Source organism: Streptomyces sp. NPDC002476, assembly GCF_042889785.1.
GTDB lineage: Bacteria > Actinomycetota > Actinomycetes > Streptomycetales > Streptomycetaceae > Streptomyces.
The window spans coordinates 293,159-317,944 of record NZ_JBIARH010000002.1; the positions used below are offsets into that span (position 1 = coordinate 293,159).

Below are 24,786 nucleotides of genomic sequence, written 5' to 3' on the forward strand. Positions count from 1 at the left end.
GCACCACTGATCGAGAACCCGTCGGAGCGCGGGTTGTCCAGGTGTGAGGGGGGCGGACTCGTGCGCCGCTGGGAATATGTCGAGGGCACCGCGTCGAAATTCTGGGAGACCGGAGCCGAGGGCGCCGTGGTGACGGTGCGTTACGGACGCTGCGGAAGTAACGGCCGTACGCAGACGAAGGAGTACGCGTCGGCCGAGGCCGCCGCGGAGCAGGTCCTCAAGGCGATCGCGGAGAAGGAGAAGAAGGGGTATCGCGAGGTGGCCCCCTCGGACGTGCCCGCCGCACCGGCGGCGGGAGACGCCCCGGCGGCGCCGGACACGCCCCCCGCCGCGAAGCCGCCGGTCCTGCCGGACGAGGACACCTTCACACTGCCCGCCACGTGGAAGAGCATCCTCCTTCCCCGGCGCGGCGGATGCCCCAGGGTGCCGAGCGGGGTCGCGCCGGGGACGTTCGAGAAGATCGACGCGGACGTCACGGAGCAGGCGTCCTGGATCCAGCGGTTCATCGACTCCCCCGACTCGGACCCCGGGCTGGCCGACCAGCTGCGAGCCCATGTCGCGGGGAGCCCGAGCCCGGTCGGCGCGGCCCTGCTGACCTCGATCGTCCCGCTGTCCGTGCCCGACTCCGCCTGGGCGCACCTGTGGACCGAGCGGTACGGGCTGCCGTTCGCCGCGTGCGCGGCCGCCGAAATGCCCTCGGTCGAGGCGACGTGGCAGCAGTCCGGCCGTTCGCGGACGCTGCCGAAGCTGCAGGCGCTCGCCCGCCCCCATCACGCGTACTGGATGCGGAACCGCAGGCCGGTGACGGACCGGGTGCGCGCACTCCTCGCCGCCGCGGACGAGGACACCTACCGCGCGGCGGTCGCGGCGCTGGCCGACCGCCGTACCGACGCCGTCCGCAAGGTCTCCGTCTCCTATCTGGTGCCGAGCGAGACGGACTGGGTCGACGAGCTGTGTGCCGATCCCCAGGTGCTGGACGAGCACGACGACAGCCTGCTGACGATGCTGTTCTCCTCGCTGTACTCCGGCGACCAGGTGACGGGGTTCACCCGCCGGCCGCCCCTCGCCTACAACGCGGCGCTCGTCGCGACGCTGGCCGAGGGCATCGGAACGGCCGTCGCCCCGCTGCTGGCCGATCAGCTCAAGGACGGGGCCCACTACGCGGACGCGGTGAAGGCCGCCGCCGAGTCCCTGGCCGAGATCCCCACCGACGAGGCGTTCCTCGCTCTGCTGGCGCACGCGGACCTGCGGCATGTGCGCCCGGCCCTCCTCGAAGCCATGCGCCGCTGTCCGGTACGGGCCACGCGCCTGCTGGCCCACGCGTCGCGGAATGCCTCGGGCTCGGCGGCCGACCGGACGCGGCAGCTGATCCGGGGCCACCTCGCGACCTGCCGCGAGGTGGTGTCCCTCGCGCTCGGCGGTCTGGACGCCGAGGTCGTCGAGGTCGTGGAGCCGCTGCTGAACCCGGTGGGTCTGGTCCCCGACGCCCCCGCCGACGCGCTCCCGGAGGTCCTGACGACGCCGCCCTGGTCCCGCCCCCGCGTCAAGGCCAAGCCCCTGGTCGTGACCGGTCTGACCGCCGAGTCCGCGCCCTCGGTCGAGTGGCTGCCCGGCGAACGGGAGGCCTGGGCCGCCACCACGTCCTGGTACACGACCGAGCGCACCGGCGGCCGGTGGGCGGGATGGGACGTGAACGACCCCGCCGTCCAGCACGACCTGCGCGGAGACCATCTCTCCTCGGCCTGGCTCTACGTCCACGGACCCGAGGAGCTGGTCGCCCCGTATCTCGCCACGTGGGATCCGACCGACCTGTGGGATGCCGAGGACACCTTCAAGCCGATCGCGGCCCGCTTCGGCCTCGCCGCTCTGCCGCTGCTGCTGCGCGCCGCTCCCCGCCAGCCCGCCTCTCTCGCACCGGTGCTGCTCCCGTTCGTCGACGTGGGCGTCGCCCGCCACATGGCGGACTGGGCGGTGCGCCTCAAGTCCGTGGCGGCGACGGCACGTTCCTGGTTCGCCCGGCACGGCGCGGTCGCCGCCCCGCTCCTGGTGCCCGACGCCGTGGGCAAGGCCGGCCCCGCCCGGCGCGCCGCCGAGCAGGCGCTGACGCTGATCTCCTCGCTGCACGGCGACGAGGCGGTGCGCGAGGCCGCCGGGGGGGTACGGCCCCGAGGCGCTGGCCGCGGTGGAGGGGCTGCTGACCGCGGATCCGCTGGAGCGGGCACTGCCCGCCAAGATGCCCGCGCTCCCGGCATGGGCGGAACCCGCGCTGCTGCCCCAGATCCTGGTGCGGTCCGGCGGTGCGCTGCCTCGGCCGTCGGTGCGCCACGCGCTGACGGCACTGGCGCTGTCCAAGTCCGGCGACGTGTACCCGGGTGTCGGCCCGCTCGTCGAGACGGCCGAACCCGCGACGCTCGCCAGGTTCGCCTGGGCCCTGTTCGAGCAGTGGCAGCTGGCCAACATGCCCGCGAAGGAGTCGTGGGTGCTGCACGCGCTGGGGCTGCTGGGCGACGACGAGACGGTACGCAGGCTCACTCCGGTCATCCGGACCTGGCCCGGTGCGGGCGCCCACCACCGGGCCGTGGAGGGCTTGGACGTCCTGGCGACGATCGGCAGCGACGTCGCGCTGCTGCATCTGCACGCGATCGCGCAGCGGGTGAAGTTCAAGGGACTGAAGGCCAGAGCCCAGGAGAAGATCGCCGAGGTCGCGGCCGGACTCGGGCTGACCGGGGAACAGCTCTCCGACCGCCTGGTGCCGGACCTCGGCCTGGACGAGGACGGTTCGACCGTCGTCGACTACGGCTCGCGGACGTTCACGGTCGGTTTCGACGAGCAGCTGCGGCCGTACGTGCTGGACGGGGACGGCAAGCGCCGTAAGGATCTGCCCAAGCCGGGCGCCCGGGACGACGCGGAGCTCGCCCCGGCGGAACGCAAGCGGTTCATGGCGCTCAAGAAGGACGTCCGGACGATCGCGTCGGACCAGGTGCGCCGGCTGGAGGCGGCGATGGTGACCGGGCGCTCCTGGACGGCCCAGGAGTTCCGGGAACTGTTCGTCGCCCATCCGCTGCTCTGGCACCTGGTGCGCCGACTCGTGTGGCTGAGCGAGACGGACGACGGGGCGCGCACCGCGTTCCGCGTCGCGGAGGACCGCACGTTCGCCGACGTGGAGGACGAGGTCTTCGAACTGGCCGAGGACGCGGCGGTGCGGCTGGCGCACCCGGTCCGGCTGGGCGGCGAGCTGGCCGCCTGGTCCGAGCTGTTCGCCGACTACGAGATCCTCCAGCCGTTCCCGCAGCTCGGCCGCGCCGTGCTCGCGCTGTCCGACGAGGAGCGCGAGGGCTACCGGCTCACCCGCTTCGAGGGCCTGAAGGTGCCGACCGGAAAGGTCCTCGGACTGGAGCGGCGCGGCTGGGAGCGGGGCGTGCCGCAGGACGCCGGGGTGGAACGCTGGATCTCCAAGCGGCTGGGCGACAACCGCTACCTGGTGATCGCTCTCGACACCGGCATCGCGGTCGGGGTGGTCGACATGTTCCCCGACCAGACCCTCGAAACGGTATGGCTCGACACCCGCCCCCAGGACCACTGGTCCAGGCACGAGCACCCGCTCCGCTTCTCCGGGCTGGACCCGGTGACCGTGTCGGAACTCCTCGCCGACCTGACCGAACTCACCGAGGGCGCCGCGTCATGACCGTACGGAACGAACAGCGGCCCGGCGGGGCGGCGGACGACACGGCCGGGCGGGTGCAGCGGCCCCCGGCCGAGGTGCGGTACGCGGACGAACTCGCCGCGCTGCGGGCGAAGGACCGCGATCCCCGGCCGCCCGGCTGGGAGTTGAGCCTGCGCGCGGCGCGCCGCTTCGTCGTCGGCGACGCGGACGCGGGCATCAGCCGGAAGTTCGTCGGCAATCCCTCGCTCGTGGACCGGGCGCTGGTGACACTGGCGACGAGTCGCGGCCTGATGCTGGTCGGGGAGCCGGGCACGGCCAAGTCCCTGCTCTCCGAGCTGATCGCGGCCGCGGTCAGCGGGGACTCCACGCTGACGGTGCAGGGCGGTGCGGCCACCACGGAGGACCAGATCAAGTACGGCTGGAACTACGCGCTGCTGGTCGCCGAGGGTCCCTCCACGCGGTCGCTGGTGCCCGCTCCGATGCTGCGCGGCATGGCCGAGGGCAGGCTGGTGCGGTTCGAGGAGATCACGCGCTGTCCGCTGGAGGTGCAGGACTCGTTGCTGTCGCTGCTGTCCGAACGGGTGGTGGCGATCCCCGAACTGGCGGGTCCGGACGGCATGGTCTTCGCCCGGCAGGGGTTCAACGTCATCGCGACCGCCAACACCCGGGACCGCGGCGTCAACGAGATGAGTGCCGCGCTCAAGCGGCGGTTCAACTTCGAGACGGTGTTCCCGATTCCCGACCTGGACACCGAACTGGCGCTCGTCGAGGCGGAGGCGACGGCCCTGCTCCGGCGGTCCGGGGTGGAACCCCCGCCGGACCACGACGTGCTGAAGGTCCTGGTCGCCACGTTCCGGGAGCTGCGGAGCGGGGCCGGTGGGCAGGGCGGGCCCGGTGCGGGCGCGGACCGCCCCTCGGCGGTGATGAGCACGGCGGAGGCCGTGTCGGTCGCCCATGCCGTGGGGGTGCGCGGCTGGTTCCTGCGTGGCGAGCCGGGCAGTGCCGCCGATGTGGTGGCGTGCCTGGCGGGGACGGCGGCCAAGGACAGCCCGGAGGACCTGGCCCGGCTGCGCCGCTACCTGGAGCAGCAGGTGCCTCGTCGGCGCGGCCCGGCATGGCAGGCCCTGTACGACGCGCGTCATCTGCTGGCCGACTGATGTCCGCGGTGTTCCTGGGGGTGCGGCACCACTCCCCCGCCTGCGCCCGGCTCGTGGGGCGGACCATCGACGAGCTCCGCCCCGCCCATGTGCTCGTCGAGGGTCCCGCGGAGATGAACGGGCGGCTGGACGAGCTGCTGCTCGGGCACGAGTTGCCGGTCGCGGTGTTCAGCCACTACCGGGACGAGGACCGGGCGGCCACGTCCTGGGCCCCGCTCTGCGACTACTCGCCGGAGTGGGTCGCGCTGCGGGCGGGACGGGCGGCCGGTGCGGAGGTCCGCTTCATCGACCTTCCGGCCTGGCATCCGGTGTTCGCCGAGCGCACCAACCGCTACGCCGACGCCGAGGCACGGTACGCGGAGGCGACGGACCGGTTGTGCCGGCACTTCGCGGTGGACTCGCCGGACGCCCTGTGGGACCGGCTGTTCGAGGTCGAACCGGACGACGGTCTCGCGCAGCGGCTCGACGCGTACTTCGCTCTGGTGCGCGGTGACGCGGAGGCCGACGCGGGCGACCGGTCGCGCGAGTCGTACATGGCGGCGTGGGTGCGGGCGGCGGTCGCCGCGGCCGGGGACCGGCCGGTGCTGGTGGTGACCGGCGGTTTCCACCAGCCCGCGCTCCGGGCGCTCACCGGGACCGGGCGGCCCCACGGCAGCGGCGGCGGCACCGGCGACGGCGTGTGCGAGCACGGTACGGACGGGTGGGAGCACGACGCCGACGGGTGGCCGCGGGTGCCCGCCCCGCCGGACGGGGCCCTGGCCGGGAGCTTCCTCGTGCCGTACTCCTTCCGCCAGTTGGACGCCTTCGCCGGGTACCAGTCGGGGATGCCGTCACCCGGCTACTACCAGCAGGTGTGGGAGTCGGGCCCCGAGGCCGCGGCGGAGGAGCTGCTGCGCGTGGTCGTCGAGCGGCTGCGGGCGCGCAGGGTCCCGGTGTCCACCTCCGATCTGATCGCCGCGCGGAGTCTGGCGCAGGGGCTCACCACGCTGCGCGGCCATCCCCGCCCCGCCAGGATCGATGTGCTGGACGGTCTCGCGGGCGCCCTGATCACGGACGATCTGGACCGGCCGCTCCCGTGGACGAGCCGGGGCCCGCTGGGCGCGGGGGCGCACCCCGTGGTCGTCGAGATGGTGTCGGCGTGCGGTGGCGACCGCATCGGCAGGCTGCACCCCGGCACCCCCGCGCCGCCCCTGGTCCACGACGTGGCGACGCGGCTGGCGGCGCTGTCGCTCGACGGCGGGCCCGGGACGTCGTACCGGCTCGATCTCACGGACGCCACCGATCTGGAACGCAGCCGACTGCTGCACCGGCTGCGGGTGCTGGGGATCCCCGGGCACGGGCGGATCTCCGGTCCCGAGCACGGGATCGACCCGGTGTTCACGGAACGCTGGGAGTCGCGGTCCGTCGCCGGGCGCGAGGCCGCGCTGGTGGAGGCGGGTGCGTACGGGGCGACGCCGGCGGAGGCCGCGGCGGTGGCGCTCGCCGAGCGGACCCGTGGTGCCGCGTCCGGGGCGGACGATCTGGCCCGGACGCTGTTCGATGCCGTGCTCTGCGGAATGGACGGCTTCTCGGAGCGGCTTCTCGGTGAACTCTCCTCCCGTGTGGGCGGGTTGAAGGACGCGGGTGCGCTCGGGGAGATCCTCTCCACGGCGCTGGGGCTGTGGCGGCACGACCGGGTGTTCGGGGTGGCGCGGGGGCCGTTGCTCGCCGGGGTCGTCGACCGGGCGACGGAGCGCCTGGTATGGCTCCTCGAAGGGGCACGCGGCGGACCGGGGGTGGACTTTCCGCGGCTGCGCGCCGTGGCGGCTGTCCGGGACGCGGTGCGGCACGCGGACCGGCTGCTCCCGTTCCGCCCGGAGGCGGTGGTCTCGGTGGCATGGCGGATCAGTGGCGATCCGCAGGCACCGTTCGATCTGCGCGGGGCCGCGTTCGGCCTGCACCGGGCCCTGGCACCGGTCCCAAACGCGTCGGGGGATCCGGCCGGGGCGGTGCGTGCGGTTGCGGGAGCGGGCACGGACGCGCTCGGCGACTGGCTGGCCGGGCTGTTCGCACTCGCCCGGGACGAGATGACGGAGCCTGCGGGGGCGATGGTTCCGGCGGACGGCCAGGAGACCGGTCGAGACGCGGAGTCCCTGCTCGACGTGCTGGACGGGCTGGTCTGCGCGTTGCCCGAGGAAGCGTTCCTGGCGGGGCTCCCCGCGCTGCGTCAGGCGTTCACGTTCTTCCCGCCCCGCGAACGCGAGCGGATCGCCGCTCGCCTGCTGGAACGGCGGGGCGTGCGCGGTTCGTCGCGCTCCCTGCTGCGGACCACCGAGGACCCGCTGTTGATCGCCCGGGCCCGCGCCCTGGAGGAGTCCGTTTCCCGGCTGCTGGCCCGTTACGACCTGGGAGCCACTCCATGACCACACCCGAACGCACTCCCGACCCGGCGCCCACGGTCGAGGCGGTCCCCGGCCCGACGACACCCACGGCCACCGCCGGACGCATGCCCACGGCCGGAGCGGGCCCCGAGGCGGCACCCCGGCCCGATACCGGCCCCGATACCGGCCCCGTTGCCGCGCCCGCTGCCGCGACCGGCCCCGAGGTGGGGTCCCGGCAGGGGGACGCTGCCTCCGGCACGGCACCCGACGCGGGCCTGGAGCGCTGGCGGCTGCTGCTCGGCTCCGCTGCCGAACAGCACACCGGCCCATTGAGTCCCGGTGGCGCCGGCCGTGACGCCGCGCTCGACTGGCTCTACGGCCGCGACCCCGACCTCGCCCGACGCGGTGTGCGCCGTTCCGGCGTCACCTCCCGCACCGGAGGCAACGGCCCCTCGGCCCTGACCACGGTCGACTGGCTCGACGACATCCACCGGCTGTTCCCGAAGGAGACCGTCGAACGCCTGGAGCGGGACGCCGTCGAGCGGTACGGCATCCAGGAGATCGTCACCGACCCCGCCGTACTGGAACGGGTCGAGCCGAGCCCGACGCTGCTGCGGGCCGTGCTGCGGACCAAGCATCTGATGAACCCCGAGGTGCTGCGGGCGGCCCGGCGTATCGTCGAGTCGGTGGTGCGGCAACTGCTGTCCAGGCTCCGGCCGGAGGTCCGCCGGGCGTTCCACGGCACCCGTTCCCGCACCCCCAGCCGGGTGCCGCTGGCGCGGGACTTCGACTTCCGGCGCACGGTGCGGGCCAACCTCGCCCACTACCAGCCGGCCGAACGCCGCCTGCTCATCGAGCGTGCCCACTTCCACTCCCGCACCCGGCGCCATATGACGCAGTGGCAGCTGATCCTGCTGGTCGACCAGTCGGGCTCGATGGCCGGTTCGGTGATCCACTCGGCGGTGACCGCGGCGTGCCTGTGGGGCCTGCCCGGACTCAAGACGCACCTGGTCGCCTTCGACACCCAGGTGGTGGACCTGACCGCCGACGTGACGGACCCGGTGGAACTGCTGATGCGGGTGCAGCTCGGCGGCGGTACCGACATCGCGCGTGCCGTCCGCTACGCCGCGGGGCTGGTGGAGAATCCCCGGCGCACCATCGTCGCGCTGGTCACCGACTTCTACGAGGGCGGCGACGCCTATCAGTTGGTGCGTTCCGTACGGTCACTGGTGGAGCAGGGCACCACCGTCCTGGGGCTGGCCGCGCTCGACGAGGACGCCGAGCCCGACTACGACCGGGGGACGGCCGCGCGACTCGCCGAGGCCGGGGCGCATGTGGGGGCGATGACTCCGGGCCATCTCGCGGAGTTCGTCGCCGAGAGGCTGGGCCGATGAGCGAAACGTCTCGTGACACGCCGGCCGCACGCCCCGACCTGCTCGCCCTCACCCCCGGCACGCTCGCGCAGCTCGCCAACCGCGGCCTGGTCAAGCGGGCCACGAAGGAGCTCGACACGGGCACGGCACCGGCCCTCACGACCGACCCGGACACCACGCTGCGGGCCCGCTTCCCGGACGGCACCGCCGCCGCCCTCCCGCCCGGCGCCGGTCTGGAGAACGGCACGTGCAGCTGCGCAGCGCCCGGGGTGTGCCGTCATCTCGTGGGCCTGGTACTGGCGTACCAGCGCGAGGCCGCGTCCGGCGCGGACCGCACGGACGGCGGGAAAGCGGCCTCCGCCTCGGTCGCCGACTGGTCCCCGGGCGCCACCGACGACGAGGTGCTCGCGGCGGCGGTCGGCGCCCGCCCGCTCGCCGCGGCCCGTCGCTCCTTCGACCGCGGTTACGCCGCCGTGGTGCACCGCCCGTCCCCGGAGCACCCCGAGCCCCGGGTCGAACTTCCCACCTGCACGGTGCGTTTCCCCGTCCCCGGCGAGATCGCCTACGCGCTGACGGACGCGACCCCCGCACTGCGCGGTGAGGTGCTGGCCCTCGCGATATGGGCGTTCCGGGCGGCCGACGCGGCGGGAACCGGGGAACGGTCCGTGACCGTCCAGGTCGGTGGCCGTCCCGCCGCCCCGCCGTCCGCCGGACCGGCGATGGACACGGCCGCCGGGCTGGCCGACGAGCTGCTGATGGAAGGCGTGGCGCATCTCGGGCCGGTGCACGGCGGGGCCCTGGCACGGGCCGGTGCCGATCTGGCGGCACGGTCGCTGCACTGGCCTGCCGGTGCGCTCGCCGATCTGGCGGACCAGCTCACCGCGTACGCCGACCGCGACGCACACTACCGCCCGGAGTCGGTGGCCGCCCTGCTCACCGAGGTGCACGCCCGACGGCGGGCCGCCGCGCTGCCCGGTGTGCTGGGCACCCGCGAGGCCGGGGACACCCCGCTGCGCCGGGTCCGGCTCGTCTCGCTCGGCTGCCGTGTCCACGGCACGCCCCGGGCCCTCGTCTCCGAGGTGTACTTCGCTCATCCCGGCGCGGTTGCCGTCCTGGTCCTGCGCAAGACGTGGACGGCCGCCGAGGGCAAGGAGCTCACCGGTCATCTGCTCGCCGCCCGCCGTGTCCTCGCCACCGGGCTCGGCGCGCTGGCCACTGGGAGCCTGGTCAGCGAGAGCGTGCGACGCACGGCGAGCCGTGCGCTGACCGTCGACCGCGGCAGGCTCGGCACGTCGACGGTGACACCGGTCGGCACGGCCTGGAAGGAGCTCCCCGAGCCTCTGCTCGTACGGGATCTGTCCGCGCTGACGGCGGGCTGGGCGGGAAGACCGCCCCGGCTGATCCGTCCTCGGGTCCAGGCCGATTCGGTCCACGTCATCGCGCTGTCGGCGGTGGAGAGCGTCGGTTACGACCCGGCCGAGCAGCGTGTCGAAGCCGTCGTGCGCGATGTCTCGGGGGCCTCGGCACTGCTGACGTCCGCCTACCGGCCCGAATGCCCCGGGGCGCTGGACGCCCTGGCGGCGGCCCTGGAGGACGGCGCGACGCATGTGAGCGGTGCGGTGCACCATACCGCCGAGGGCGTCACGATCGATCCGATCGCGGTGCTCACCCCGGCCGGGGTGATCGTGCCGGATCTCGCACCGGGCGACGGTTCCACGGCCCTGGCGGCGGCGCCCCACTGCCCGTCCGATCCGCTGACGGCTGCGCTGGACGAGGCGTTGTCCGCGCTCTCGGCGGTCCCGCACAACGGGCTGCGCCATCTGACGGTCCCTGCCCGCTCCCATATCGAGGGCACCGCCACAACGCTGTCGCGCACCGGCCTGGTCCGCGCGGCGGCACTGGTGCGCGCCTTCATCGACGCGCTGGACGGCGGGGCGGAGACGGACGGGACAAGGCTCAAAGCCGCTGCCGACGCCTGGCTGGAGGCACAGCTCCATCTCCTGGTCGGCAGCGAACTCCGCTCGTCCGGGCAGGAGTTCGTGCCCGGTCCGCTACGTTGACGGCCCGCGCCCCGAAGACGTCTCACGCCGGGACGGGGACGAAAGGCCTCGGGGCGGGGCCGGACAGCCCTCAGGACGGCGCGGGACGGTCCTTGGCCGTGTCGTCGAAATACCGTTGTTCGGCCGGAGGCCGGGCCGTGCGGCGTCCTGCGCTTCCCCGAGTTCTCGGCTTTACTCGAACAGGGGAGACCCCATTGACCGCGAGGCGGAGGAGCGTCCTCGTACTTCGACGCCGGAGCCCTAGCTAGGGCCTGTCTGGAGTTGTGATCTGGATCAGGGAGCGGGGCGTGGTGCGTGCGATCGCAAGACGCCGGAAGGCCCTCGTAGCGGAGCTACTAGGGCGTTTCGGCGATGCGGCGAGCGTGCGTGACACGCCCTGCGAGCCCAGATCACAACTCCAGACAGGCCCTAAGGGCGGTCGAGGTAGCGGAGACCGGGGTGGACCTTCAGATATCCCTCGACGAGTCGTTCGGCGACGGTCACCGAGTCGACCAGCGGGTGCAGCGCGAACGCCTTCACGGCGGCGGCGCGCGAGCCGCTGTCCGCCGCCTCGAGCACGGCGCGCTCGACGGCCTTGACCGCGGTGACCAGGCCGACGGCGTGGTACGGGAGGGGGTCGACCGCGACGGGGCGGGCTCCGCTCGCGTCGACCAGGCAGGGCACCTCGATGACGGCGTCCGCGTCGAACACGGACAGCGTCGTGCGGTTGCGGACGTTGAGGATGAGCGAGGTCCGTTCGTTGCGGGCGACGGCCCGCATGAGGGCGAGCGCCACCTTCTCGTACCCGCCGGAGTCCAGATCGCTCTCGTCGCGTTCACCCGCCCCGGCGGCCTCCCGGTTCTCCGACATGTACGTGGCCTCACGTTCGGCGCGGGTGCGGTTCCACGCCGTGAGGGCGGGAGTGTCCGGGTCCTTCATACGGGCGTAGAAGCCCTCCTGCTGCTCGCGCAGGAAGGCGCCCCGGGTCTGGTCGGCCGCCCGGTAGGCGCGTACGGCTTCCCGGTTGAAGTAGTAGTAGTGCAGGTACTCATTGGGGACGGCGCCCAGCGACCGGATCCAGTCGGCGCCGAAGAGCCTGCCCTCCTCGAAGGAGCCGAGGAGTCCGGGATCCGCGAGCAGCCGCGGAAGCTCGTCGCGCCCGTCGACGCGCAGGCCGCGGACCCAGCCCAGGTGGTTGAGGCCGACGTAGTCGATCCAGGCCCGGTCGGGGTCGGCGCCCAGGATCCGGGCCAGACGCCGGCCGAGGCCCACCGGGGAGTCGCAGATGCCGATGACGCGGTCGCCCAGATGGCGGGCCATGGCCTCGGTGACCAGTCCGGCCGGGTTGGTGAAGTTGATGACCCAGGCGTCCGGGGCGAGCCGTGCGATGCGTTGGGCGAGGTCGACGGCGACGGGAACGGTGCGCAGCCCGTACGCGATGCCGCCCGCGCCGACCGTCTCCTGTCCGAGGACGCCTTCGTCGAGGGCGACGCGTTCGTCGGCCGCCCGGCCCGCGAGTCCGCCGACGCGGATCGCGGAGAAGACGAAGTCCGCGCCCCGGAGGGCGTCGTCGAGCTCGGTGGTGGCGGTGACGACGGGGGCGTCGGGGACGTCCGCGGCCTGTTCGCGAAGGACCCGGGCGACGGCGGCGAGCCGGTCGGCGTCCGTGTCGTGGAGGGTGACCGCCGAGACGCGGCCCTCGGCGTGATCGGCGAGGAGCGCCCCGTGGACGAGTGGAACCCGGAATCCGCCGCCGCCCAGAATTGTCAGCTTCACGCTTCCGCATGGTACGGGGACGGGGACGGGGGCGGGCCCGGGGCCGGGCCCGCTGCCCGGGGACGGCCGCGCCCCGTGTCCCCCGACGGCCCTCCCGGGCACCACATGGTCAGTTGCCGCTCCACCACCGCGAGACGACACGCCACAGCCTCGCCGGGGCGGACTCGCCGCGCTGCTCCGGGATCCGGTCGGCCGCCGGTCCGGTGGGAGCGGGCGCGTCCCGGGACGTGTCGACGGCCGTCGTCGCCGTCGAGTCCGTCACCCCCGTCCCGGGAGCGGACGAACGGACCGGAGCGGAGGAAGGGACAGAGAGGGACGAAGGAGCGGAGCCGGGTCCGGAGGACGAGGCGGGTGCCGGTGCGGCCACCGGCGTCCGGCCCGCGTCACGGTCGGGTGTGGCACCGGTGTGCCGGACGGTCGTCTGCACCTCCCAGTCCTGGCGTTGCGAGTGCGGCTTGCCCATGGACGGCGGTTCCTTGTCGTCCTGGGGCGGGCGGGCGGCGAAGTCCGCCGGGAGCTCCACCAGGTGCCGGCTCATGATGTTCCCGATCCACCGCAGTTCGCTCTCGTCCACGGCGAGTTCGAGGTCGGGAAGCCGCATCAGCAGCGCGTCGACGCCGACGTCGGCGATGGCGCGCCCGATGTCCTGTCCGGGGCACTCGTGGGGGCCGCCGCTGAACGCGAGATGGGCCCGGTTGCCCACCATGTCGGCGCCGAGCTCGGGCCGCACCACCGGGTCGGCGTTGGCGGGCGCGATCCCGACGATCAGGGCATCGCCCGCCCTGATCCGCTTGCCGCCCAGTTCGGTGTCACCGACCGCCCACCGGCCGAAGACGGCGGTGAACGGTGGTTCGTCCCACAGCGTCTGCTCGACCGCCTCGGGCACCGTCATGTGACCGCCGCTCAGCCTGGCCCGGAAGCGGGGGTCGGTGAGCACCATGCGGAGGACGTTGGCGATCAGGTTGGCGGTCGCCTCGTAGGAGGCGATGAGGATCAGCCGGAGGTGTTCGCTGACCTCCTGGTCGTTCAGCCCCGCGGGGTGCTCGACGAGCCACGTGGCGAAGTCGTCCGCGGGATCGCGCCGACGGCGCTTGACGAGCCGGGTCAGCACGTCCGAGACGTAGGCATTGCTCGCGACGGCGGTCGCCGTGCCCCGGATCATGTCGCGGGCGGCCTGGACCATCCGGTCGTTGTACTCCTCGGGCATGCCGAGGACCGCGCACATGACCATCATCGGCAGCCGCTCGGCGAACCGGCCGACCAGGTCGACATGGCCTTCCTGGCAGAACTCGTTGACGAGCCGGTTGCTGTAGCGGTTGATGTGGCGGCGCACCCCGCGGGTGTCGATGCGCGCCATGCTGTCGGTGACCGCGCCGCGCTGGCGTTCATGGGTGGCGCCGTCGGCGAACGCGCAGATCGGCTGCCAGGTGAAGATCGGGGCCAGGGGGTGGTCCGGGGCGACGGTGCCGTCCTGCAGGGCCCGCCAGCGCCGCGAGTCCCGGGAGAACTGCGAGGGCGTACGGGTCATGTGCAGGTTCTCGCTGTGTCCGAGGACCAGCCAGGCGGGTACGTCCCCGTGCAGCAGCACGGGTGCCACGGTGCCGTGTTCGGCGCGCAGCTTGTCGTACAGCCCATGGGGGTCCCGCTCGGCCTCCGGGCCGTAGAACCGGCGGATTCCGCCGGGGCCGATGCCGAGGCCGTGGGCCGGGCACTCGGGGGGCGGAACCGGCCCCTGGGCCGCTCCGGGCTCGTAGTGGAAGGGGGTTGTCACGATCGCTCCAGGGATCAGGATTCCCGAGAATCCGGACGGATGGGACGCGCGGGGGGGTGTGTGGTGGGGGTGCGGTGCGGTCAGGCGACCGGGAGTGCCAGGCTGTGCAGGTAACGCATCAAGGTCATCAGCACGTCGCGGCTGGAGCCGCGCAGCCGGGCGTCGCAGTCGATCATCGGGACCTCTTCGGGCAGGTCCAGGGCGCTGCGCAGCGCCTCGACGGGATGCTTCGGGGCGTCGGGGAAGGTGTTGATGGCGACGACGAACGGCACTCCGCGCTCCTCCAGTCGGCCGATGACGTCGAAGCTGACCTCGAGGCGGCGGGTGTCGATGAGGACCACCGCGCCGAGGGCGCCTTCGAACAGGCCGTTCCACAGGAACCAGAACCGTTCCTGGCCGGGGGTTCCGAACAGATAGAGGATCAGTTCCTCACTGATGGAGATCCGCCCGAAGTCCATGGCGACGGTGGTGGCGGTCTTGCTCTCCACCCCGTAGTTGTCGTCCACGCCGACCCCGGCCTGCGTCATGGTCTCTTCGGTGGTCAGCGGCCGGATCTCGCTGACGGATCCGACCATGGTCGTCTTGCCGACCCCGAACCCGCCGACGATCACGACCTTCACCGCGGCCGTGGCCGTGGTGGGAAGGACGTCCTCGCGCCGGGGGCCGGCGATCGTGTCAGAGCTTCTGAAGTCCATGCATCACCGCTTCGAGAAGGGACCTGTCCGGGAGGGTGGCGCGAACGATGGGTGCGCGCGATTCGATGAGGTCGGCCACGAGGAGTTCCGTGAGGAGCGACGTCACCACGCTGAAGGGCAGAGCCAGGTACGCCGAGATCTCGGCGACGGATAACGGGGCCTGGCAGAGCCGCAGGATCACGGCCTGCTCCGGCTGGACCGTCGGCGTCGGCTCGGCCTTCGCCACGATCATCGTCACCAGGTCGAGCGCGGCGCGCTCGCTTCCGTCGGGATCGCCGGTGAGCACGTACAGCCGTTCCGGATCGCTCAGAACCGGATCGGCCGTTCTGCGTTCTCGTCGGGGCGGGTTCATCCGCCCTGCCTGTCATGGCGAGGGGGGCTCGTCAGATGGGCGCCGATCCTGACGACCATGTCGCGCATCCGCGCCCCGACGAGTCCGGCGTCGACGGTCTCACCGGCCAGGACCGCGAGGTAGGCGCCGGTTCCGGCCGCCATCATGTAGAAGAAGCCGCCGGTGACCTCGATGACGACCAGGCGCATGATGCCGTCGCTGTAGGGGATCTCGGTGGCGACGGCGGCGGCCAGGCTCTGCAGTCCGGCGCAGGCCGCCGCGAGGCGGTCGGCGACATCGGGGTCGCCGCCGTGCTGGGCGATGCGCAGTCCGTCGGCGGACAGCACCACGATCTGGTGGATGTCCGGCACGTCGTCGGCCAGTTCCTTGAGCATCCAGTCCATGTTTCCCCGCTGCTGGATCACTTCAGGTCTCCCTTGTCCCAGGCGTCGTCAGAGTCTTCGTCGGTCTTCGGCTCCTGCGGCACGCCGTTGACGGCGTTGGTGAAGGCCTCCAGCCAGAGCCCGGGCGGCTGTTCCCGGTTGCCGTCGCCTCCCGGACCGTGGCCGTGGCCGGGCCCGTGCCCGTGGCCGTTGACATGGCCGTTGCGCTGTGCCGGAGCGGGGTCGACGGGTTGCGCGGGAAGGTTGTGCGAGCCCAGGGGGGCGCGGCCTCGGCTGCGGCGTTGCGGGAGGCCGCCGGCGGTCCACTCGGTGACCACGGGGACGTCGTCCTCCATGGCGGCCGCGGGCATGGCTGGTCGGGTGGCGGGCCCGACCGGACCGGTGGCCGGGCGCTGGGCCACGGGGCGCGGCTTGCGCCGGGCCGGTACGACGTGCTTCATGGCCTCGTGGTCGATGTCGCTGGTGGGCCGCGAGGTGGCGCCGATGCCGTGGGCGATGCCGGGAGCCGGGCCGGTGGTGATCATGGCGCGGGGCACGATGAGGACCGCCCGGACACCGCCGTACGCGGACTGCCGCAGCGAGACCTGGAGGTCGTACATCCGGGAGAGACGGCCGACGACGGCCATGCCGAGCCGCGGGGACTCGCCGAGGTCGTTCATGCTGGAGCCCGCCTGGGCCCTGGCGAGCATGTTCTCGGCGCGTGCGCGGGCCTCCTCGCTGAGCGAGACTCCGCCGTCCTCGATCTCGATGGCGATGCCGGTCTGCACCTCGACGGCGGTGACGTGGACCCGTGTCTGCGGCGGCGAGTACCGGGTGGCGTTGTCGAGGAGTTCGGCACAGGCGTGGATCAGCGGTTCGACGGCGGTGCCGATGATGGCGACCTTCGCGATGGAGTGCAGATCGACCCGCGGGTACTCCAGGATCCGCGACATGGCACCGCGCAGTACGCTGAACAGCGGTACGGGCTTGGGCCATTGACGGCTGGGCCGGGCACCGCCGAGCACCGCGATGGAGTCGGCGAGACGGCCGATCAGTGCGGTGCCGTGGTCGATGCGGAGCAGGTCGTCGAAGACGTCGGGGTTGCGTCCGTGGTGCTCCTCCATCTCGCGCAGTTCGCTCGCCTGACGGTGGACGATCGCCTGGACGCGGCGGGCGACATTGACGAAGGCACGCTGCGCGGAGTCGCGCAGCGCCTCTTCGTCGTCGATGATGTTCAGCACCTTGTAGACCAAGGAACGCTGGGCGTCGGGCAGATCGTGGTAGCGCTCGTCCGCGTCGACGACGTCCCGGAGCACCTCCTCGGGCGAATTGCCCACGCGCAGCCGGTGGATGGCGGCGGGCAGGAGTTCCCTGCCGATCCGTACGGTCTCGTCGTCATGGGCCGCGATGCGCCGCTCCAGGTCGGCGAAGCGCCGTTCGTACGCCGCGCGCTGGATGCGCATGTCGTGTGCGCGCCGGGCGAGTTGAACGGTGAGCACGGTGATCAGGACGGTGGCGAGCGCGCCGCACCAGACGACTGGTATCCGCGCGGCCCCGGACAACAGCGCCGCCGCGGCGGCGGTCGCGCCACCGCACAGGACCACGGGCAGCAACACGGCTCGAACGACGGGTGCTTCCCGTTCGGTCGGGGGTGATTCGACACGGACCATCTAGAACCTCGGGCGGTTGATTCGGGAGATATGGGCGCCAGCCCTGACAGTTGAGAACAAGCACTCGAATTCATCTCAACTCGACTGCGCTGCGCGTGAGCTTAGTCAGATCGAATCAGCGCCTCAGCACATTCATCCAACCCTCTGCGCGAACGCTCGCGCGGTAATACACTCACAAGTTTCCCTACACAGCGCCTCCGCACGTGCACACCGAGTGACGGGTTGCCGAAACCGATACGTTTCGGAGCCCTGCGTACCGCACAGAAGGACAGATGCATGCCACGCGGATCCCGCATCCTGGCGAAACAGGCCGGATTGACAGGGAACATGGCACCATGACGGATCAACCATTCGGCCAGAAAGGCCCGTTGCCGTCCTTCCCAACGGGACAAGAACACTTGTGATCGAAGCAGATCGAAAGATGCACATTCATGACTGAACGGCGAAGCCCGGCAGAGTGCGTCGCGCCGTGACGGAGGCCCCGTCGGGCACCGGCCATCAGGCCGGCCCGGCCGACACCCCGCAGGCCGCCGCGGTCCTCACCACCGACCGCGGCCCCGACCGGGGCGCACCCGGGCGGCGCGAGCACCCGACGGAACGCGAACTTCACCCCTATGGGCCAGCCGGACCCGTCGACGGCCTCGTACACGAAGGCAGTACGTGTGCCGCGCCGCACCCGCATCCGGGCGCAGGACGGCGCGGGACAGCAGAACAGAGCAGAACAGAACAGAACAGGAGAGCGGATACGCCATGGAGCGGACACGGCGCTACACGATCGAATCGCTGGACACCGGGCTACGGCTCATACAGCTGTTCCTCGCCCACGACCGGCTGACCGTCTCGGAAGCGGCCGCGCTGCTCTCCGTCGGCCGGTCGACCGCCCATCGGGTGCTCAGCACCCTGGAGGGTCGCGGTTTCGCGGTACGGGACTCCTCGGGGCGCGGCTACACGGCCGGGCCCGAACTGGTCCGGCTCGGCCTCCCGGCCGGTTTCGGCGCGGCGGCCCGGCGACGGCTCGGGGCCGTGCTGGACGACGCGGCCCGGCGTACCGGCGAGACGGTGCAGAGCGCGGCACTGATCGGGGACCAGATCATCGTCACGGACGGGCGCGAGTCGCCGCATCCGGTACGAGCGACGCTGGAGCTGGGCCGTACCCGCCCCGCGCACGCCACCGCGGGCGGCAAGCTGCTGCTCTCGTCGCTGACGGAGGAACAGGTGCGAGCCCTGTACCCCGGGGAGGAGTTGCCCGGATACACGTCCGCGACGCTCACCACGCGGTCCGCGCTGCTCGCGGAACTCGCCCTCGTCCGTTCCCGTGGATACGCCGTCAGCCGCGGGGAGTCGATTCCGGGTCTGCACACCGTGGCCGTCCCGCTGGCCGGGTCGAACCGGCGGGACCGGCTCGCGCTGGTGGCGTCGGGGCCCGCGGACCGGGGCGAGGACGGGGCCCTGCTGCGCCGGGCCGAGGAACTGCGCCGGTCCGTCGTACTGCTGGACGCGACCTGACGCCGTCGGCCGAGGCACCGGGCTCTCGGCCCTCTTCCCGGCTCCCGGCTCCCGGCTCCCGGCTCCCGGCTCCCGGCCTCAGCGTCGGCCGCCGCCGATGCGTCCTTCCAACTGCACCAGCAACTCGCTGAGCTGGGCGCTGAGCCGGGCGCGGGACTGCTCGTCGAGACCCGAGAGCACCGAGCGCTCGTACTCCAACTGCCGCGGCAGCAACCGGTCGACGAGCACGCAGCCCTCCTCGGTCAGGCGGACATGGGCGACGCGGCGGTCGCGTTCGTCGCCGCGCCGGTCGACCAGTCCACGTTCCTGCAGGACACGCAGCCTCTTGGTGACGGCGGCACCGGAGGAGAACGTCTCCCTGGCCAGCTCGCCGGGGGTCAGCTCATGGTCCGTACGGCGCAGGGCACCGAGCACGTCGAACTCGGCACGGGTCAGTCCGGCGGCGCGCAGCGGGGCGTCCTCCGCCTGCTGGAGCAGGGCCGCACAGCGGTTGATGCGGCCGATGAGTTCCATGGGTCCGGTGTCCAGCTCCGGGTTGACGGCCTGCCACTGCCGTACCACCGAGGCGACGATGTCGTCGGTCACACCGCTCCGTTCTCCTGGGCCGGGGCGATCAGCCCCCGCCGTTTCGCTGTAGCCGCGAGCGTACGGTGTCCCGCCTGCTCGGCCGCGAGGACCTGCTCCTGGGGCAGTGCGCGCTGCCACCACTCGCCGGCCGCCGCGTCGTCGGCCTCGCGCAGCTCGACGAGCGATCCGGTGAGCCGGCGGCGTGCGGCGTCGAGGGCGGCGGGCGTGGGCTGCGGGGCGGCGAGCGCGTGGACGGCGTGGGCCCGGGCCCGGTGCGTGTCGGCCAGGGCCTGCTCCAGGCGCCCGGTGGCCCGGCGGTTGGTCACCGCCATGGCTCCGAGCAGACCCATGGCGGCGCCGATCGCGGTGTCGAGCACCCGGTCGCCGATCAGTTCGCCGGCCGGGTACGTTCCGCCGAACTCCATGACCAGCAGGGCCATCGGCGTGACGGCGACGGAGCCCAGCCAGTAGTTGCGGGTGATCAGGGCCTCCGCCGCGAAGCTGAAGAACAGGCAGCAGCCGATCAGGGCGAGGGGCGACACCCGGCTGAGCGGCAGGACGGCCGCGAACACGAGGACGCCCAGCAGATTGCCGAGGGTGCGCTGGAGTGCGCGGTTCCAGGACAGCGACACATTGGCCTGGTAGAGGGCGGCGGCGGTGACGATCGCCCAGTACGGGCGGCCGACGCCGGCCGCCTGGGAGACGTATCCGGCCAGGGCACAGCCCACGAGCGCGCGGGCGCCGATGGGCAGCAGCGGCGAGCCCGGGGCGAGCCTGCGCAGCAGGGCGCGCCGGGTCTCGCGGCGCCCTCCGGCGCGGCGGGCGGCCCGCTCGGCGTCGATACCGAACAGCTCCTCGGACGTGCCGGGGGCCGGGGGCGGCACGGGAACCGGGCCACGGCCCCGGGTCCGGCGCGCCCAGTCGCGGAGCCGGTCGGGGCCGGGTGCGGCGGGGGCGGCCGGGCCGCCTCCCGGGAGTCCCCCTGCGAGGGCGGCCTCGGCGTGGACGACAAGGCGTTCGAGCGCCCGGCGTGCGGAGGTGGGGCGTCCGGAGGCGAGAAGGGCCTGCCAGGCGCCGTGCACGGCGGCGACAGCGGCGTGCCGGGTCCGGTGGCCGGGGTGGTCGGCGTACGCCGCGGCGGCGTCGAGGGCGCGGGCGGTCGCCCGGCGTTCCGGGCCCTCCTTGCGGATCAGCGCGGGCGCGAGCGTCACCAGCCAGGAGACCATTCCCGCGGCCAGCACCAGCGCGAGATGGCCGGGCACCTGGCCGAGTCGCTGTGGCCCGAAGAGCGCGGCCGACGTGACGAAGGTGAAGATCACCGGCCCGGGCGGACCGATGCGGGTGGCGTCGCAGAGGATCTTCTGCACGGCCGCGAGCAGTGCGCCCACCGCGATCAGCACGGCGGTGGACCCGGTGAGCGAGGCCGCGACCAGGGAGACCGCCATGCCGATGACCATCGCGAGCACGACGCCCGCGACCGCCCGGGCGCGGCGGGCGTACGGCAGGTTGTGCCCGTACAGCGCGCAGAGCGAACCGGCCATCGTGTACATCACGAGGTCCAGTCGGTCGACGGCGAACAGCGTCAGGTTCGGCACCGCGGAGGCGACGACCACGCTCGTCGCCGGTTTGAACCACATGTCCGAGGGGCGGACGAGGCGCAGCGGCGCCACCAGCGAGAACATGCGCGTGGAAGGCCGTGCGGATCGAATGGTCGCATCACTCACCCAAACACTTTAGCAAGTATTACACCTGTAAAACATCTCGCCCGTCGACTCGTCACCCGTGAGGCCGAACCGGCGCCGGCTTTCTGCCCGGAGGTCCTCGGACGGGCGGTGAACAGCGCTTCGGAGAAGAATCCGCGGTGGAGCCTGGCCGGGAAGGACTTCGGCGGTCTGGTGGTCATGGACGACGCGTTCGCCGCCTACCGCTCGGCCAACCGGCTGCCGTACTTCGGGGTGACGGACGTGGACACGGCGGCGGCCACCGCCCAGGGCGCGGGCGGCGAGCTGCTGATGCCTCCCACGAGCGTTCCGGAGGGGCCGCGGATCGCGGTGGTCCGTGACCCGCAGGGCGCGGTCTTCGGCATCCACCGGTCGGGCGACGAGGGCTGAGCACCCACCCTGCGGGACGTGGTCCGGCGGTCTCCCGTCCGAAGCCGCCATCGCCGCGCGCCGGTTCCTCCTTCGGTGTCCGATGGAAACTCCTCCATCGGCGTCCGGTCGGCTTCGGCGCGCCGCATCGGTGACGAACGGTCTTCCTGGAGTTCAGTTGACGTACGAGAACGATGCCGGACTGCTCGCCCCCGGAAGGGCCGGCTCCCCCGTCGAGGCGGCCACCGGCGACGGCGCCTTCCTGCAGGCGATGCTCGACGCGGAGGCGGCCCTCACCCGCGCCCAGGCCGTCCGCGGGCTCGCGCCCGTCGAGGCCGGGCGCGCGGTGACGGCCGCGGCCGAGGCGAGCCGTTTCGACGTACGGGACCTGGCGCTGCGTGCCCGCGCGGCCGGCAATCCGGTCGTCCCGCTGATCTCCGATCTGGTCGCGGCGGTCGAGCCGGAGGCCCGGCCGTACGTGCACCGGGGTGCGGGCAGCCAGGACATCCTGGACACGGCCGCCATGCTCGTCGCCGCACGGGCCCTGGCGGGGCTTCTCGACGATCTGGCGCGGGCCGCGGACGCGGTGGCGCGGCTCGCCGTCGCGCACCGCAACACCCCGATGGCCGGCCGTACCCTCACCCAGCACGCCGTGCCGATCACCTTCGGGCTGAAGGCGGCGGGGTGGCGCGCGCTGGTCCTGGACGCCCGGGACCGGCTGTCGGCCGTAAGGGAATCGCTGCCCGTACAACTCGGTGGCGCGGCGGGAACGCTGGCCGCGTTCGACGTCCTCGCACCGCGAGAGGACGGGGGCGACGCGGTTCTCGACGGCCACGGCCCCGGCATGCCGCTGCTCCAGGCGTTCGCGAGCGAGCTCGGTCTGGCCGAACCGCTGCTGCCGTGGCACAGCCTGCGCACCCCGGTCGCCGATCTGGCGGGCGCGCTCGCCTTCACCGCGGGCGCCCTCGGCAAAATGGCCGCCGATGTGCTCATCCTGTCCCGCACCGAGATCGGTGAGGTGGCCGAGGGACACGGCGGCGACTCGTCCACGATGCCGCACAAGGCGAACCCCGTACGGGCCACGCTGATCGCGGCGGCCGCCCGACGCGCACCGGGCCTCGCGGCGACGCTGTACGGATCGCTGGCCGCCGGGGACGAACGGCCCGCCGGGGCCTGGCACGCCGAGTGGGAGCCGCTGCGCGAGCTGCTGAGGCTCGTCGGCGGGGCCGCGCGCGGGGCCGCCGAACTCGCCGAGGGCCTGCGCGTCGTCCCGTACGCCATGCGGGAGAACCTCCAGCTCACCGACGGGCTGATCGTCGCGGAGCGGCTGGCCGCCGTGTTCGCCGGCCGGATCGGCCGCGAGCGGGCCAGGGAGGTGCTGGTGAACGCCGCCGCACGGGCCCGCGCGGAGACCACGGATCTGGCCGATGTCCTCACCGACGTCCTGGACGAGGAGCCGGAGCTCACCGGTCTCGACCTGGCCGAGCTGACGGAACCCGCCCGGTACACCGGTTGCGCCGGCCCGCTCACCGACCGCGCGCTCGACCGGGGGTGAACACCGCCCGTCCCTGACACGCGGGAGGCGTACGTCCCGGTCACCGGCGCTCCGGAAGCGCGCATACGGCGCTCGGCGCACGGGGAGCTCCCATCCGTACGCACGTCGCCCGTCCCCCGTCGGGCCGCGGCTGTCCCCGCCCGTGGCCGAGGAGCTGTCGGCCCGGGTGGTGTCCGGGCTCTGGTCCCCGGAGAACGGGCGGCTGCGCGCCGCGTCCGTGGCGGGCGACGCGGCGCGGGGCGCGGCGGCCCAGGTGACGGCGAGGGCGCTCGCCGACCCGATGGCGTACGCCGGCGACCGGACCACCGGCTGACCGGCGCGGCGCGCGCGTCGCCACACCTCGCACGCGCCCCGCGCGACCGCGAGGCAGGATCCGCCCGCGGCGACGACCGGTCAGCGGACGCCGAGCAGGTGGTCCATGGCCAGCTGGTCCAGTGCCTCGAAGGCCATGCCGCGTTCCCCCGCCGCGTCGACGTCGAACTCCTCGAACGCCGACCGGTCGGCCAGGAGGCCGGACAGCCCGTCGGCGGCGGTCGGGCGGGCCAGTTCGTCGAGCCGCGACGCGCGCAGCGCTTCCCGCACGGCGGGGTCGGCGCGGAAGGCGGCGGCGCGTTCCCTGAGGATCAGGTAGTTGCGCATGCAGCCCGCGGCCGAGGCCCAGACGCCCTCGTGGTCCTCGGTCCGCGGCGGCTTGAAGTCGAAGTGCCGCGGGCCTTCGTAGCCGGCCGTCTCCAGCAGGTCGACGAGCCAGAACGCCTGGCGCAGGTCGCCCGCGCCGAACCGCAGGTCCTGGTCGTACTTGATACCGGACTGCCCGTTCAGGTCGATGTGGAAGAGCTTGCCCGCCCAGAGGGCCTGCGCGATGCCGTGCGGGAAGTTCAGCCCGGCCATCTGCTCGTGCCCGGTCTCCGGGTTCACGCCGACCAGCTCCGGGCGTTCGAGGCGCTCGATGAAGGCGAGGGCGTGTCCGACGGTCGGCAGCAGGATGTCGCCGCGCGGTTCGTTCGGCTTGGGCTCGATGGCGAATCGCAGGTCGTACCCCTGCTCGGTCACATGGTCGCCGAGCAGGTCGAAGGCTTCCTTCATGCGGTCGAGGGCGACCCGGACGTCCTTGGCCGCGCCGGATTCCGCGCCCTCGCGGCCTCCCCAGGCCACATAGGTGGTGGCGCCGAGTTCGACGGCCAGATCGATGTTGCGCAGGGTCTTGCGCAGCGCGTAGCGGCGTACGTCCCGGTCGTTGGCAGTGAACGCGCCGTCCTTGAACACCGGATGGGTGAAGAGGTTCGTCGTCGCCATGGGCACGACGAGCCCCGCCCCGTCCAGCGCCTGCCGGAACCGCTTCACGACCCTCTCGCGCTCGCCGTCCGTCGCACCGGGCGGAATGAGATCGTCGTCGTGGAACGTCACACCGTACGCACCGAGTTCCGCGAGGCGCCGTACGGATTCGACCGGGTCGAGCGCGGCGCGGGTCGCGTCGCCGAAGGGGTCACGTCCCTGCCAGCCCACCGTCCACAGGCCGAAGGTGAACCTGTCCGCGGGAGTGGGCGTGAAGCGTTCCGTCGTCATCGTCTGGCCGCCTTCGGTGCCGTCGGGTCCCGGAACCGGGACGGGGCGGATACCGGGAGCCGCCCGGATATCTGTCTACGCGGATGACCAATCATGCACCTGCGGCCCCCGCGCCGTAACCCCGTCGCATTCCCCCGCTTCTCCACGAGTCCGCGAGGTGTTCACGGCCCGGCGCGGACCCGGCTCTTTGTTTTGTTCTCCTCGCGGTCGAAAATGTCCGACGCATGCGTCACTCGCCGCATGGCACGAATCGACCGCCCCGCGGCACTTCCTGTGCACCGCG

Annotated in this window: 18 protein-coding genes and 1 pseudogene; 10 read left to right on the top strand and 9 right to left on the bottom strand. The window is 73.0% G+C overall.

The annotated features are described in order from the left end of the window. The first annotated feature begins 60 nt into the window (after positions 1–60). The 6 genes from ACFYXM_RS03200 to ACFYXM_RS03225 are packed head-to-tail and all read left to right on the top strand — an operon-like array spanning position 61 to position 10,614. A complete protein-coding gene (locus tag ACFYXM_RS03200) occupies positions 61–2,874 on the top strand; it encodes a WGR domain-containing protein (RefSeq protein ID WP_389286339.1) in 2,814 nt (937 codons plus the stop codon). Continuing rightward, the gene (locus ACFYXM_RS03205) at positions 2,846–3,685 is read left to right on the top strand and encodes a DUF4132 domain-containing protein (protein ID WP_389286567.1); all 840 of its coding nucleotides are present in this window, start codon (positions 2,846–2,848) and stop codon (positions 3,683–3,685) included. Before ACFYXM_RS03200 ends, ACFYXM_RS03205 begins: the two co-directional genes overlap by 29 nt. Beyond that, the gene (locus ACFYXM_RS03210) at positions 3,682–4,821 is read left to right on the top strand and encodes an AAA family ATPase (protein ID WP_389286340.1); all 1,140 of its coding nucleotides are present in this window, start codon (positions 3,682–3,684) and stop codon (positions 4,819–4,821) included. Before ACFYXM_RS03205 ends, ACFYXM_RS03210 begins: the two co-directional genes overlap by 4 nt. Further along, positions 4,821–7,223 (top strand): DUF5682 family protein, encoded by a 2,403-nt coding sequence (locus ACFYXM_RS03215; RefSeq protein ID WP_389286342.1) that lies wholly within the window; start codon positions 4,821–4,823, stop codon positions 7,221–7,223. The genes ACFYXM_RS03210 and ACFYXM_RS03215 overlap by 1 nt, the downstream gene beginning before the upstream one ends. Further along, positions 7,220–8,575, top strand: coding sequence for a VWA domain-containing protein (locus ACFYXM_RS03220; RefSeq protein ID WP_389286344.1), 1,356 nt, complete (start codon positions 7,220–7,222; stop codon positions 8,573–8,575). The genes ACFYXM_RS03215 and ACFYXM_RS03220 overlap by 4 nt, the downstream gene beginning before the upstream one ends. Beyond that, positions 8,572–10,614, top strand: coding sequence for a hypothetical protein (locus ACFYXM_RS03225; protein WP_389286345.1), 2,043 nt, complete (start codon positions 8,572–8,574; stop codon positions 10,612–10,614). Before ACFYXM_RS03220 ends, ACFYXM_RS03225 begins: the two co-directional genes overlap by 4 nt. A 408-nt stretch (positions 10,615–11,022) precedes the next feature. Here the strand turns inward: ACFYXM_RS03225 and ACFYXM_RS03230 are convergent, their stop codons facing one another. From ACFYXM_RS03230 to ACFYXM_RS03255, 6 genes are all read right to left on the bottom strand, one after another. Continuing rightward, on the bottom strand, positions 11,023–12,369 hold the full coding sequence (locus tag ACFYXM_RS03230; RefSeq protein ID WP_389286347.1) for a 6-phospho-beta-glucosidase: 1,347 nt from the start codon (positions 12,367–12,369) through the stop codon (positions 11,023–11,025). 109 nt (positions 12,370–12,478) lie between these two features. Then, positions 12,479–14,140 carry a cytochrome P450 gene (locus ACFYXM_RS03235; protein WP_389286349.1) on the bottom strand — a complete coding sequence of 554 codons (1,662 nt, stop codon included), beginning with the start codon at positions 14,138–14,140 and terminating at the stop codon, positions 12,479–12,481. An 80-nt stretch (positions 14,141–14,220) separates the two neighbouring features. Continuing rightward, positions 14,221–14,835 carry an ATP/GTP-binding protein gene (locus ACFYXM_RS03240; protein WP_389286351.1) on the bottom strand — a complete coding sequence of 205 codons (615 nt, stop codon included), beginning with the start codon at positions 14,833–14,835 and terminating at the stop codon, positions 14,221–14,223. Further along, positions 14,816–15,187 carry a DUF742 domain-containing protein gene (locus ACFYXM_RS03245; protein WP_360110847.1) on the bottom strand — a complete coding sequence of 124 codons (372 nt, stop codon included), beginning with the start codon at positions 15,185–15,187 and terminating at the stop codon, positions 14,816–14,818. Before ACFYXM_RS03245 ends, ACFYXM_RS03240 begins: the two co-directional genes overlap by 20 nt. Next, on the bottom strand, positions 15,184–15,591 hold the full coding sequence (locus ACFYXM_RS03250) for a roadblock/LC7 domain-containing protein (protein WP_073781436.1): 408 nt from the start codon (positions 15,589–15,591) through the stop codon (positions 15,184–15,186). Before ACFYXM_RS03250 ends, ACFYXM_RS03245 begins: the two co-directional genes overlap by 4 nt. Next, entirely contained in the window at positions 15,588–17,219 is a 1,632-nt protein-coding gene (locus ACFYXM_RS03255; protein WP_389286353.1) for a sensor histidine kinase, read from the bottom strand. The genes ACFYXM_RS03250 and ACFYXM_RS03255 overlap by 4 nt, the downstream gene beginning before the upstream one ends. 750 nt (positions 17,220–17,969) lie before the next feature. Between ACFYXM_RS03255 and ACFYXM_RS03260 the strand changes: the two genes are divergently transcribed. After that, entirely contained in the window at positions 17,970–18,725 is a 756-nt protein-coding gene (locus tag ACFYXM_RS03260) for an IclR family transcriptional regulator (protein ID WP_389286354.1), read from the top strand. A gap of 78 nt (positions 18,726–18,803) precedes the next feature. On the opposite strand, the gene ACFYXM_RS03265 is transcribed toward ACFYXM_RS03260, so the two are convergent. Next, entirely contained in the window at positions 18,804–19,310 is a 507-nt protein-coding gene (locus tag ACFYXM_RS03265; RefSeq protein WP_389286356.1) for a MarR family winged helix-turn-helix transcriptional regulator, read from the bottom strand. Then, entirely contained in the window at positions 19,307–21,016 is a 1,710-nt protein-coding gene (locus tag ACFYXM_RS03270) for an FUSC family protein (protein WP_389286358.1), read from the bottom strand. Before ACFYXM_RS03270 ends, ACFYXM_RS03265 begins: the two co-directional genes overlap by 4 nt. A 108-nt stretch (positions 21,017–21,124) precedes the next feature. On the opposite strand from ACFYXM_RS03270, the gene ACFYXM_RS03275 reads away from it, so the two are divergent. The 3 genes and pseudogenes from ACFYXM_RS03275 to ACFYXM_RS03285 form a co-directional block, all read left to right on the top strand. Then, positions 21,125–21,403 (top strand): VOC family protein, encoded by a 279-nt coding sequence (locus ACFYXM_RS03275; protein WP_389286360.1) that lies wholly within the window; start codon positions 21,125–21,127, stop codon positions 21,401–21,403. 157 nt (positions 21,404–21,560) lie between these two features. Further along, positions 21,561–22,937 carry a 3-carboxy-cis,cis-muconate cycloisomerase gene (gene pcaB / locus ACFYXM_RS03280; RefSeq protein ID WP_389286361.1) on the top strand — a complete coding sequence of 459 codons (1,377 nt, stop codon included), beginning with the start codon at positions 21,561–21,563 and terminating at the stop codon, positions 22,935–22,937. Between the two features lie 124 nt (positions 22,938–23,061). Further along, positions 23,062–23,250 (top strand): annotated as a pseudogene (locus tag ACFYXM_RS03285) (transcriptional regulator); the annotation flags it as partial. An 80-nt stretch (positions 23,251–23,330) separates the two neighbouring features. Here the strand turns inward: ACFYXM_RS03285 and xylA are convergent. Beyond that, complete coding sequence (gene xylA, locus ACFYXM_RS03290) at positions 23,331–24,503, bottom strand: xylose isomerase (protein ID WP_389286363.1); 1,173 nt, start codon at positions 24,501–24,503, stop codon at positions 23,331–23,333. Positions 24,504–24,786: the final 283 nt, after the last annotated feature.